The sequence below is a fragment of the Priestia sp. YIM B13489 genome (genome assembly GCF_042787645.1).
GTDB lineage: Bacteria > Bacillota > Bacilli > Bacillales > Bacillaceae_H > Priestia > Priestia megaterium.
Window position 1 is genome coordinate 3330869 of the sequence record NZ_JBHZOQ010000053.1, and the last position, 12794, is coordinate 3343662.

The window sequence follows — 12794 nt, forward strand, 5'->3', positions numbered from 1 at the left end:
GGCTATTAACTATGAATTTAGAAAACGTACTGAACCAACAAATTGCCGATTTTAACGTATTGTATACGAAGCTACATCGCTTTCACTGGTATGTAAAAGGGCCTCAATTTTTTACGCTTCATGAAAAATTTGAAGAATTCTATAATGAGACGGCGGACTATATAGATGAATATGCAGAACGATTACTAGCCATTGGAGGAAGCCCAATTGCTACAATGAAGCAATTTTTGCAAGCAGCTACTCTTTCTGAAGATGGAAACGAGCAAACGAGTGAAGAAATGGTAGAAACCTTAATTAATGACTATACGCTACTTGTTAAAAACCTAAAAAATGCAGTTGAAAACGCTGAAGCAGCACACGATCACGTAACAGCTGACTTATTCATTGGAACAATCGGCAACATTGAAAAACATATTTGGATGCTAAAAGCTGCTTTACCTGTAAAAACATCCGTAAACGCATAAAAAGAGCCTAAGCGGCTCTTTTTTACGTTTGTTGATTTACTTTTTTTTGTCTTTGCAGCCACATAAAAAAAGACATATCATCGTGAATGTCATCTTCTAGCACAGCCTTATAGACATGATCACTCGTATAATAGCGATTATATCCGCTTTGCTGCTTGAAAAATAAAATGCATTCTCGCTTCTTTTCAGTGAAAAGTGATTTTAATAACTCTTGTTTCTCAACTTTGCCTTTCACGATATTTTCTGGAAGCACGGAAATATCAAGCTTCCACTCTTCTCCCTTCTGAATCATATACAGACTCCACTGATACTTATCTTTTTCATTAGTAAATATCATCTTATAAGGGCTAAAACGCTTTGTAAGCTGATACCCCATGTGAAAAATAGATTCTTCATCCATTTCATCATTTCCTACGTAAAAATTAATGATGCGATTTGTCATGACATTTAACTCAAAACTCTCCCCTGAGAGAAGACAACCATATTCTCTTAACAGATCCAATAAATGACTGGATACCACCAGTTGATTTGCTTCGTGTTTTAATTCACTTGAGTATGACAGCAGCTCATTCATGTTTTTTGATTCCCCTATCTATAGATCGTGAATTGTTATTGATATTCGCTTTTTTTTCATAAAACCCTTTCACTTTTACCCTTTAATTAAATAACTAGTTGTAAATTAAGTTATGTAGAGCAACATTTTATGAATAAATCAAGTTTGAGTATAAAACCTGAAGAAGTTTAAAGACTATAGTCGATACCGATTTTAAGGAGGACTTAGTATGAATAATCACGAACTTCCTACAAACATGCAAACTGGAGCTGTACCCCCTCAATTGAACCATGGAGGGCATGAACTATTTGACGTTCATGAAACACTTGCCGGCTCGATTAATGTAATGGATCAGTTTATGATGTTTAGGCAATATGTAAAAGAACAAGAGCTGCTTGATATCATTGATCGGCAATATCAGTTTATTTTAAATGAATATAATTTAATCGTAGAAGCTTTTTCTACTGGTCAAAAGCCGGCCGATTCTACACATGTATATAACATGAAGCAGTCTCATACCTTTGTTTATGGCTTAAAGCCTTCACAGCCTAAAAAGCCGAATCAGTCCGTTGAGGAAATCAATGAAAAAGGCATATCAGGTCATATGCTAGGTCTAGTTAAGTCTCAAGCATCTCTTTTAACCATGACCGCTTTAGAAATAACAAATCCTGTTGTTCGCCGAATATTCGGCGACAGTGTTCCTAATTGGATTGAAATGGCTTATGAAATTTCTCTTTATCAAAATAAACACCATTATTATCAAGTGCCGCAGCTTGCAAAAGAAGATATGCAGCAAATGATCACAAGTTTTGCAAAAGCTACTGCCTCTCCTCAGATGCCTAATAACCATAAACTGCATTAATTAAAAAGAGGCTGGGGCAAACGTATTTTAGTTGAAGGAAGATCCGAACGTTTCACCGTTCGGATCTTTTCATTAGTACGGTGAATATAGGTTATGTTTAGAGTTGCTTCTAGCTGTTGATTGGAAGGAAAGGCGAAGACTCCCGCGAGAAAAGCGGAATAGATGAGACCCCACAGGAGCGCAAGCGACGAGGAGGCTCATCGGCCGCCTGCGGAAAGCGTAGCCTTGCACGGAAATCACCAGCAGTGTAACCAAACGACTCATACTAGATCATTTACTCAGTTTACTCGTCTTTAGATTGTATTGTATTGATTTTGTTATATCTCAATCTCGCTTTGTGCGTATATTTCAGAAAATGACAAAAAACTATGCATTTTGAATTATTTTCTGAATATTTGTAGTATTTTGATTAATTATGTATTATAATACAATTAACTAATAGAAAGGAGTGAGAGATGCATCATATATACTCGGATTACAGTTAAAGGAGGTGTCATAACACACTCGCAATACGTTTGCTAAAAGTCAGTTGAACTGTAGAACCGATATGTGATAGACCATGATGGTAAAGTTAAGATTAATTCCCCTAAATGAACATGTAACATAATAAACTGCTTCTTTTTCTTTTTAAAGATAGAAGCAGTTTTTTTATGTGCGTTTTTCTTTTCTTGATTTAATACATGTTTTCTCCACTTTGGCTAACACTTAAGATATACATTTACATACAAGGTGGTGACTTTGATGATCGCCGTAAAATTACTATTAGTCGCAGTTTTAATTGCATTAACTGCTTTTTTTGTAGCGACAGAATTCGCTATTGTAAAAGTAAGAAGTTCAAAAATCAATCAGCTTCTAGAAGAAGGACATAAAAAAGCTGTATCTGCCAAACACGTTATTACGCATCTAGATGAATATCTATCCGCTTGTCAGCTTGGTATCACCATCACAGCTCTCGGGCTTGGTTGGCTTGGTGAACCGACGCTAGATCGGTTGCTTCACCCTCTTTTTACTACCTTCCATACCAATGAGCCGCTTGCTGGTATTTTATCTTTTGTCATTGCATTTGTTGTTATTACTTTTTTACATGTTGTCTTGGGGGAATTAGCTCCTAAAACATTTGCTATTCAAATGGCTGAACAAATTACGCTGAACTTTGCAAAACCGATTATCGTGTTTTACAAACTTATGTATCCGTTCATTAAAATATTAAATGGATCAGCTCGTATGTTGACTAAGATTTTTGGTATAACGATGATTTCAGAAAATGAAGCTGCTCATAGTGAAGAAGAGCTGCGTATTTTGTTATCTGAGAGCTTCGAAGGCGGTGAAATCAATCAATCCGAATATCGATATATGAGCAAAATCTTTGATTTTGACGATCGTTTAGCGAAAGAAGTAATGGTCCCCCGTACGGAAATTGTGAGTGCTTCCAAAGACGACGTCGTAGAGGTTTTTTTGCAAATCGCAAATGTCGAAAAATATACGCGCTATCCAATTGTTGAAGATGGGGATAAAGATAAAGTAATCGGTCTCGTTAATATCAAAGAAATTTATAATGATATTGTATTCAACGAAAAAGACGGCACCAATACGTTACAGTCATACGTCAAGCCTATTTTTAAAGTAATTGAAACCGTACCCATTCATGACTTGCTTGTAAAGATGCAAAAAGAACGTATTCAAATGGCTATTCTTTTTGATGAGTATGGCGGAACCGCTGGGCTTGTTACAGTAGAAGATATTATTGAAGAAATTGTGGGAGAAATTCGAGATGAGTTTGATACGGACGAAATTCCTTATGTACAAAAAATTAAAGACGATCATTATATTCTTGACGGAAAAATGCTCATTAGCCAAGTAAATGATTTACTCGGTACGGATATTAGCGACGAAGAAGTAGATACCATTGCCGGGTGGGTGTTAACCGAAAAGTTTGATGTGACCAAAAATGATATCATTCAGCATGAGCAATTTTACTTTAAAGTTCTGATTATAGAGGATTTTCACATTAAGTATATAGAAGTGAAAAAAAGAAAGAAGAAAGAAAAAAAGGATGATCATCATTAATCATCCTTTTTATTTATTCAAAATCCCTTTTACCAATCGTCTCCTCCATCAAAAAAATCTCCATCCAGCAGATCCTCCCCGGCTTCTTCAATATCTTCTCCAATTTCACCAAGCGCCGAGTCTTCAAACATATCATCCATCAAATTCTCAATGAGCAGTCCGCCTAACATACCGGCTGCAAAACCTCCCATTGCTCCTCCTAACCCGCTCATACGTGGGTGGTGTGAATGCTGATCATAGTGAGGAGACTTATAATATTCATAGTCTCGAGGATTCTCCATCATCTCTTCCATCGCTTCTTCCAGCAAACGAGCGATAGTAGATGGCTGGCTTAGTTCATCATTTGTAAAAAAGAGTTCATTTTTTATTTCCCTCTCTCGGCCGAAAGAAGGCAAATCTAGCTCCAACAGCACGCGGATCCCTTCTCGTTCAATGGCTACCTCAAACTCAACCTCATTTACATATCCCTTTAAGAAGTCTGTAGGAAAAAATGAAAATTCTTGTTTGTATCCGTTAAATTTTCCTGAATGATGTTTTTCTCTAAATCCAAGTGCTTCAAAGCCCTCTACTAGCTGATATAAGCTTTTTGGAGCTTTAATGCGCACAGGGTCCCGGTCTGTTGAGTCTACTCCCCCTTCAATATCTAAGTGTGTCTTAAAGAAATAGCTAACGTTGCTCGCAGAGATTGGAAGGTCCAAAGGTAAATGATATGTAAATGGAATTTCTTTTTTCTCGCCTTCATTAATTGTAAATGAAGAAGCTGCGCGCAGGCTTTCCACACGATGTGTATGCATTTGACCGCTTTTCAATTGAACTTCAAGCCAAAATTCAACATCAATTAAATTAATATGTTGCTGAACGTTTCCACCTTGGATGACAATAGCTCCTTCAATTACATGACCGAGCGTATAGGCCGTTTCATTTAATCGTAAATCCACTTTGGCAGCTCCAACTCCAATTTTAGCAAACATTTTTTTAAACATTTTTTTCCTCCTCCAAAATGCTCTTACTATATATACGAAGTATACCGTTTATAAGTTTCAACTTACAAAAAAAGAACTCAATTTCTTGAGTTCTTTCTGCTAAATCAACGCTTCATTTTAATTCAATTATTTATTAAATTAAAACACCCAGCCCCAACAGCAGCGACGTCTTTTACAACCGCCGTGGTTACCGCCGTGACCTCCGCCATGACAACCTCCGTGNAATATTTTGAATAAACAAAAGGCACCTTTAGAAAATTTGAAAATTATAAGAGATGAATTAAAAAAACGAAATTGGGCTGTAGACGTTTTTCTATTTCAGTACAAAAAGCAAGAATATATTGTTCTAGTGAAAGTTTATTCAGAACGCGAAAAGAAAGACAGTAAGTATGCAATTGTAAAGCTTGAGTTTATTAAAAAGAGGGGGAGGAACGAAAATTTTTGTACCTATGCAGATTTGTATAAGATACATATCTCTGATATGAAATCATTTAGAAAATTTTTTGGGATTGAATATAAAGAAAACTTGGGAGATGTTATTCAACAATTTACACAGCAGTTCTCCACTTTTATTCCAAACCAATTAATAGTTGATAAAGAGATAGATTTAAAGAGTTCTATAACAGAGTACTTGAATAAAACGGACACGGATTCTTCTAAGGGCATTTATTGTATTGGTGTAAAGAGAAATGGAACCAAAAAAGATGGTACATCAGGACAACGGAGTCCTGAGAATAATCAAAAAGCAGCAATATTCAGACCAGAATTATTTGAGAAACTAAAGGATGATACTACAATAAGTTTTTGTTTTTCTGAGGATCCTTCAAGACAAAAAACAGATGAGGATATTCTTTTGCGCTGGAAAGAAAAGAAAAATAATTCATAAATAAAAATTTTTACTTTTTATATTAGCTTTCCCTTAGTTATAAAAGGTGTCTTATAATTTATATTGTAAACGTCGCGATGTTTATGAAAGTAATGTATTAGAAAGCAAAGATGTGTGATATGTACTTGTACAAGACCATGTTTTCTGTGCCGTCTCAGCCGCAGCCATATTTATTACACAGCGAAGAAGCAGCGGAACTTCTGAATGGAAAGATAAGAACGGGATAACGGCGCGTAATAAACTCGAACAAATGTTAAGTGTAGAAACAAAATAACCTAGATCTAAACCTTTTGATCTCAATAAGGATTTCAAAACATTGACATTCCCTTCCAAACCGCATACAATAGCTACTAATAAAAGCACACAAATTCGTTGAAGAGAATCAGTACGCTGCAAGTTTGTTCCACAGAGAGCTGGTGATAGCTGAAAGCCGGTGTTCAAGCTGCAGGGGAATATCCTCTCTGAGAAGTCAAACTGAACGATAAGTAAGTTTGAACGGTAGTCTACCGTTAAAAAGAACGCGTATGATTGTACGTTGCTGAGTGCTATTGATGAACGGATCAATAGAAGCCAGGGTGGTACCGCGGTTAAAACCCGTCCCTAGTCATAGGGACGGGTTTCTTTGTGTGCTTTTAACTTTAAAAGGAGTGGTATCACATGAAAGAAGTGAATGTAAGGGAGTCTTCGCAAGAGCGCGAACAGCGTATCCAGCAGCAGTGGCAAAAAGGAAATGTGTTTCAGCAGTCGGTTCAAAACCGAGAAGGGCAGCCGTCGTTTGTATTTTATGAAGGACCTCCCACAGCAAACGGTTTGCCTCACGTGGGGCACGCGCTAGGCCGGACGATTAAAGACGTTGTGGCCCGTTATAAAACGATGACGGGGTATCAAGTAATTCGAAAAGCAGGCTGGGATACGCACGGACTTCCGGTTGAGCTCGGTGTTGAAAAGCAGCTCGGAATATCTGGGAAGCATGACATTGAAAAATACGGCGTAGAAGCTTTTATCAATAAGTGTAAGGAAAGTGTGTTTGTGTATGAAAAGCAGTGGCGCACGTTCACGGAGCAGCTTGGCTATTGGGTTGATATGGAAGACCCTTACATCACCTTGGAGAATTCATACATTGAAAGTGTATGGAACGTGCTTGGCACGATTCATGATAAAGGACTTCTTTATAAAGGCCACCGCGTATCACCTTACTGCCCGAGCTGTCAAACATCATTAAGTTCGCATGAAGTGGCGCAAGGGTATAAAGATGTAAAAGATTTAACGGTAACGGTGAAATTTAAAGTGAAAAACCGCGATAATGAGTATTTTTTAGGCTGGACGACAACGCCTTGGACGCTTCCGTCAAACGTGGCGCTCGCGGTGCATGAAGAGATGAGTTATGTCCGCGCTGAGCAAGGCGACAGCGTGTATATAGTGGCAGAAGCGCTCGCAGACAAAGTGTTAAAAGGAGGGTATACGGTTTTATCTCACCATAAAGGAAATGAGTTAAAAGGGATGTCGTATGACCCGCCGTTTCATTTTGTGAAAGTGGAAAAAGGGCATGAAGTCGTAACGGCTGATTACGTAACGGATCAAAGCGGAACAGGAGTTGTTCATTTAGCACCTGCATACGGCGAAGATGATTACAGAGTTGTAAAAGAAAACGGCTTTTCATTTGTGAACGTAGTGGATGAAAAAGGACAGTACACGTCTGAAGTGCCGCTTTTTCAAGGACGTTTCGTGAAAGACTGCGACGTTGATATCGTTCGTTATTTAGCCAATCAAGATGTGCTGTATCATAAAGAAAAGCACGAGCACAGCTATCCGTTTTGCTGGCGATGCGACTCGCCGCTTCTTTATTACGCAAATGAAAGCTGGTTTATCCAAACGACGGCGTTGAAGGAACAGTTTTTGAAAAACAATGAAAGCGTGACGTGGTACCCGGATTATATCAAGCACGGTCGCTTTGGCAATTTTTTAGAAAATATGGTGGACTGGAACATCAGCAGAAAGCGCTACTGGGGAACGCCCCTGAACGTGTGGGAATGCGGAGCATGCCAGCATCAAGTAGCGCCAAAAAGCATCAAAGAGCTTCAGGAACATGCGTCTCATTCCGTGGTTGACAGCATTGAACTTCATAAGCCGTATGTAGATGACGTGCAGCTGACGTGTCCGGTCTGCAGCGGAGAAATGAAGCGAACGCCGGAAGTGATTGACGTTTGGTTTGACAGCGGGTCGATGCCGTTTGCACAGTATCACTATCCGTTTGAAAATAATGAACTGTTCCAAAAACAGTTTCCAGCAGACGTTATCGCAGAAGGAATTGATCAAACGCGCGGCTGGTTTTACAGCTTGATGGCAGTTTCAACGCTGTTTACAGGCAAAGCACCGTATAAGCGCGTTTTGTCTCTTGGTCACGTCTTAGATGAAAACGGTCAAAAGATGTCTAAAAGTAAAGGAAATGCGCTGGACCCTGTTGATCTTATTCATGCATTTGGTGCCGATGCGCTTAGATGGGCGCTTTTAGCAGACAGTGCGCCTTGGAATCCGAAGAAATTTTCAGAGCGCGTCGTGCAAGAAGCGAAGTCAAAAGTGATTGATACACTCGTGAACGTGTACGGCTTTTACGTGTTGTACGCTAAGCTTGACGGCTATGACCCGAAGCAAACGTATGAATTGAAAAAAACAAAATTGGATGAGTGGATTCTTTCGCGTTTGCACAGCACGGTCAAGCGCGCAACAGTACATCTTGAAGATTACGGATTTACAATCGCGGCTCGTGAAATCGCGGCATTTATTGAAGAGCTAAGCAACTGGTATGTGCGACGTTCCCGCGATCGTTTTTGGTCAGAAGGAATGGACGGAGAAAAAGCAGCGGCTTACGATACGCTTCATAAAGTGTTAGTGACGTTAAGTCAGCTGTTAGCACCGTTTACGCCGTTTGTTGCGGATGATATTCATGAAAATCTAACAGGGAAAAGCGTTCATTTAGCAGACTATCCTGTTTGTGATCAAACGAAAGTGAACGAAAATCTGGAAAAAGAAATGACAGCGGTGCTTCAAGTAGTGGAACTAGGTCGAAGCATCCGAAATACGCATTCGTTAAAAGTAAAGCAGCCTTTGCAAAGTCTTTCGCTTGTGGTAACGGAAGAAGATGTAGAGTGGAAAGCATATCGTGATGTCATCAAAGATGAGCTTAATGTAAAGAACTTTAACGTGGAGCAAGACGACGACAAACTTGTTTCATACGTATTAAAACTCGATTTTAAACAGGCTGGACCAAAGTTCGGAAAACAAGTGAATGAGGTCAACCAAGCGCTGAAAAACCTTTCAGAAGAGCAAGGAAAAGAGTTTGTTGAACAAGGCAAGTTAAGTGTTACGCTTGCTTCAGGAGAAAGCTCAACGCTTGAAACGGCTGACGTACTTGTTGAAAAAGTGCCAAAAGAAGGTTTTGCGGTTGCATCAAACGGCACGTATACTGCGGTGTTGGATACGGCGTTAACCGAAGAACTCGTGCAGGAAGGAGTCGCTCGTGAAGTAATTCGAGCGGTTCAAGATTATCGCAAAAAGCTGGATTTACCCGTGAATTTACGTATTGATTTAGAGCTTAGCGGAGACAAAGAAGTGCAGAAAGCCGTGGCGAAGTTTGAAACGCTGCTTCAAGAAAATCTTCTGCTGCACAGTCTTCATGTGACAGAAACTATCGAAAACGGAGAGACGGTAAAGGTCGGAACAAAGCAAGTTACGCTTCGTGTTTTAAATCAGAGCTGATAAAGAGAGGCAAGGATAAGTTGAATTAATGTACGAACGGTTTATCTATTAACCGTTCGTTTTTTCTGTTTTTATAGTGAACGTAGCACCTTCTAGCTGTGGATTGGAGGGCAAGACGAAGACTCCTGCGGGGAAAGCGGAACAGGTGAGACCCCGCAGGAGCGAAAGCGACGAGGAGGCTCACCGGCCGCCCGCGGAAAGCGAAGTCTTGCACGGAAATCAACAGCGGGGTAACAAGCGCTTCATAATAGCTCATTTACCCCATTTGTTTATCTCTAGATTGAATTGATTTCGTTATGTCTCAACTTTTTGTGTAGGGAAAGAGCAATTAAAAGAGAATGTAGGAAGAAAGGAGAGTGAGACAGTTGCATCCTATTATAGTAGAAGAAATTCCCCATTCGATAAAAAAGTATGTAAAGTAAATCGAAAAAGTGACGTTTCCAAAGCAAGGGTGTACATCGTGTACATCGGATGTTGGGATCCTTCATACGGCTAAAGGGAGATAGGTTTTAAAGAGAGCAAAAGGGGGGGGGAGTACAGAAAATGGTTATATAGGTAATATTATGTATTAAAAAATATACGGGCACTGGCGGACTTTCAAAGCCCTAGTGCTTACAAATTCGTTCAAACAGCTGTTATTGACTGGAGCGGAGGAACCTGCGGAGACGCTCGTTATGATATGGCGCTTGCTGTGCGCTTTGAAGACGGAATTTTTACAGATAAAGAGCGCGCGTCTTTTTTAAGGGATATGGCAAGCAGATTTCACAGCACGAATTTTGTTATTTTGCAGAAGGATTGTACGAGTTTTTCTAAGTAATAATGACATCATTTTCTTCATTTGTTGAACGTCCACTTTCTTTGACGAATTCATACTAGTTTTGTCACGCATGAAGGGATTTAAAAATTTCTCTCGAAATGGCTAGTAAATGAAAAAAATGGAGGGATGGAACATGACGATGAAAACGGTAGATGTGGCAAAAGCGCTGGGAATACATCCAAGTACGGTATTAAAGTGGGTCAAAATGGCGGATATCGAGCTAGAGAGAAATGAATCGGGACACTGTGAGTTTACAGAAGAAAATGTTGAAGCACTTAGAAACTTTCAAAAAAACCGCAATCGTCAAGCCGTCGTCAAAGTGGTAGAAAAAGTAGTGGAAAAAGAGGAAGTCGTTATATCTGATGAACGTGCACAAGACATGCAAAAGCAGCTTGATCAGCTTTTTTTAAGGCTAATTGAAAATGAAAAGCGTACAGAAGAAAAAGCGGGAGAAGTAGTGACTTTTCAAATTTTAGAGCATCGTTCAGAAATCGATCGATTAAATAAAGTTATTACGAAATTAGAAAATCGAGTAGTGGAACTTGAAAGTCAGTTAAAAAGTGAAGACAGCTTAAAAGGTAAAAAGCCTGTTCCGAGATGGAGAAGCTTTTTAACCGGTATTTTTAGCTATTAGCAGCGATTTACCATAACGGTAAATCGCTTTTTTTATGGAATTTTATGAAAAATACATCAATTCGTACAGACTTGTGGAAAAAAATCTCAATAATAGTTGACGAAACGCTTAGTAATTTGATAAAACTAATTAAGTTAAGAAAGTGAAATACTTTCGTAAATACATATTCGTTATCATGTGATAGCGTTAAGGAGAGTGACAAGTGAAAAAAAGAGAAGAGCTCGTTCAAGAAATGGAGACGCTGTTTCGCTTTGTGTTCAGACAGCTTCGCCAAGAAATTAATGAAGTATACAATTCAGAGCTATCAACAAATGAATTTATGGTGCTTCGTATGCTGGTTGATTCCGGCAGGCAGCGATCAACTGATTTATCAAAGTATCTTCAAGTGTCAGCAAGCCACATTACGGCGGTAACCGACTTGCTTTTATCAAAAGGCTACATTGCACGCAAACGGTCTGAAAACGATCGGCGTATTATTGATATTGAACTGACCAAGGAAGGACAGGATATTTTTAATGCTATTCAAGAGAAGAAACGAGCCTATTTCCTTGAGCGTTTTGAGCACTTTACAGATAAAGAAATTGAAACGGTGAATAAACTGTTTCACAAAATTAAAGGCGATCAAAAATAAAGCGCTTTAAGTGCGGAAGAATAATCAGTGAACATGGCTTTCACTGATTATTTTTTTGTCTTAAAACGCAAAGAGTATGAAAGGCAAGTTAGTTGGTGAGAACATAAAATCAGCGTATAATAATAGAAAGAACACATGAAGGAGGTCATCTTTTTGACAGAACAATATGAAGTAGCAACTTTTGCGGGCGGCTGTTTTTGGTGTATGGTGAAGCCCTTTGATGAACAGCCAGGCATTATAAAAGTTGTATCTGGCTATACAGGCGGTCACAAAGAGAACCCGACGTACAAAGAAGTATGCTCAGAAACCACGGGCCACTATGAAGCGGTCCAAATTACATTTGATCCAGAGATTTTTCCATATGAAAAGCTTTTAGAACTATACTGGCCTCAAATTGATCCAACGGATGCAGGGGGACAATTTGCGGATCGAGGCGACTCGTATCGAACAGCTATTTTTTATCACAATGAACATCAAAAGGCACTAGCTGAAGAATCGAAGCAGCAATTAGAAGCAAGCGGTCGTTTTTCTGAGCCGATTGCTACACAAATTCTACCGGCAAAACCGTTTTATGAAGCGGAAGAATACCATCAAGGTTACTATAAGAAAAATAAATTCCGCTATGCTATGTATCGACGCGGGTCTGGACGTGATCGTTTTATTAAAGAAAACTGGAAAGACTTTGGACGCGACGACCAGCTGAAAACGACATTAACGCCTATTCAGTATGAAGTTACTCAAAACGATGCAACGGAACCTCCATTTCGCAATGAATTTTGGGATCATACAGAAGATGGTATTTATGTAGATATCGTATCAGGAGAGCCGTTGTTTAGTTCAACTGATAAGTATGATGCCGGATGCGGATGGCCGTCTTTCACAAAAGCGATTAATAAAGATGAAGTAAAAGAAAACATGGACGTTAGTCATAATATGGTTCGTACAGAAGTACGAAGCAAAACGGCTAATTCTCATTTAGGTCATTTATTTGATGATGGTCCGCAAGATGCAGGCGGCTTGCGCTACTGTATCAACTCAGCAGCTCTTCGTTTTGTTCCGAAGGAAGATTTAGAAAAAGAAGGATACGGAGAATACGCTGTTTTATTTAACAAATAAAATAATATGAGAAAAAGAGCGTGAT

11 protein-coding genes and 1 other annotated feature are annotated in these 12794 nt (G+C 39.1%); of the genes, 8 read left to right on the plus strand and 3 right to left on the minus strand.

The annotated features are described in order from the left end of the window. Positions 1-11: 11 nt before the first annotated feature. On the plus strand, positions 12-464 hold the full coding sequence (locus tag ACFX4W_RS22960; RefSeq protein WP_025751201.1) for a Dps family protein: 453 nt from the start codon (positions 12-14) through the stop codon (positions 462-464). Between the two features lie 22 nt (positions 465-486). Here the strand turns inward: ACFX4W_RS22960 and ACFX4W_RS22965 are convergent, their stop codons facing one another. After that, on the minus strand, positions 487-1038 hold the full coding sequence (locus ACFX4W_RS22965; RefSeq protein ID WP_043981506.1) for a hypothetical protein: 552 nt from the start codon (positions 1036-1038) through the stop codon (positions 487-489). A 208-nt stretch (positions 1039-1246) separates the two neighbouring features. On the opposite strand from ACFX4W_RS22965, the gene ACFX4W_RS22970 reads away from it, so the two are divergent. Continuing rightward, complete coding sequence (locus tag ACFX4W_RS22970; protein ID WP_013057687.1) at positions 1247-1879, plus strand: spore coat protein; 633 nt, start codon at positions 1247-1249, stop codon at positions 1877-1879. Positions 1880-2620: 741 nt separating this feature from the next. Continuing rightward, positions 2621-3946, plus strand: a complete 1326-nt coding sequence (locus ACFX4W_RS22975) for a hemolysin family protein (RefSeq protein WP_043981505.1) — start codon at positions 2621-2623, stop codon at positions 3944-3946. Positions 3947-3975: 29 nt separating this feature from the next. Here the strand turns inward: ACFX4W_RS22975 and ACFX4W_RS22980 are convergent, their stop codons facing one another. After that, a complete protein-coding gene (locus ACFX4W_RS22980; RefSeq protein WP_013083783.1) occupies positions 3976-4929 on the minus strand; it encodes a sporulation protein in 954 nt (317 codons plus the stop codon). Between the two features lie 229 nt (positions 4930-5158). On the opposite strand from ACFX4W_RS22980, the gene ACFX4W_RS22985 reads away from it, so the two are divergent. Continuing rightward, positions 5159-5815: a DUF6037 family protein gene (locus tag ACFX4W_RS22985; RefSeq protein WP_098113097.1), complete on the plus strand. Its 657-nt coding sequence runs from the start codon at positions 5159-5161 to the stop codon at positions 5813-5815. A gap of 81 nt (positions 5816-5896) precedes the next feature. On the opposite strand, the gene ACFX4W_RS22990 is transcribed toward ACFX4W_RS22985, so the two are convergent. After that, a complete protein-coding gene (locus tag ACFX4W_RS22990; RefSeq protein ID WP_377560140.1) occupies positions 5897-6211 on the minus strand; it encodes a hypothetical protein in 315 nt (104 codons plus the stop codon). After that, positions 6179-6420, plus strand: a binding site (T-box leader). (Overlaps the previous gene by 33 nt.) Positions 6421-6472: 52 nt before the next feature. On the opposite strand from ACFX4W_RS22990, the gene ileS reads away from it, so the two are divergent. The 4 genes from ileS to msrA all read left to right on the plus strand — a co-directional run bounded on the left by ileS (position 6473) and on the right by msrA (position 12769). Further along, the gene (gene ileS, locus ACFX4W_RS22995) at positions 6473-9571 is read left to right on the plus strand and encodes an isoleucine--tRNA ligase (protein WP_377560142.1); all 3099 of its coding nucleotides are present in this window, start codon (positions 6473-6475) and stop codon (positions 9569-9571) included. Positions 9572-10521: 950 nt separating this feature from the next. Continuing rightward, complete coding sequence (locus tag ACFX4W_RS23000) at positions 10522-11022, plus strand: MerR family transcriptional regulator (RefSeq protein ID WP_034653601.1); 501 nt, start codon at positions 10522-10524, stop codon at positions 11020-11022. Between the two features lie 202 nt (positions 11023-11224). Beyond that, entirely contained in the window at positions 11225-11653 is a 429-nt protein-coding gene (locus ACFX4W_RS23005) for a MarR family winged helix-turn-helix transcriptional regulator (RefSeq protein WP_013082191.1), read from the plus strand. A 153-nt stretch (positions 11654-11806) separates the two neighbouring features. After that, positions 11807-12769 (plus strand): peptide-methionine (S)-S-oxide reductase MsrA, encoded by a 963-nt coding sequence (msrA, locus tag ACFX4W_RS23010; protein ID WP_080781618.1) that lies wholly within the window; start codon positions 11807-11809, stop codon positions 12767-12769. The last annotated feature ends 25 nt before the right edge of the window (positions 12770-12794 follow it).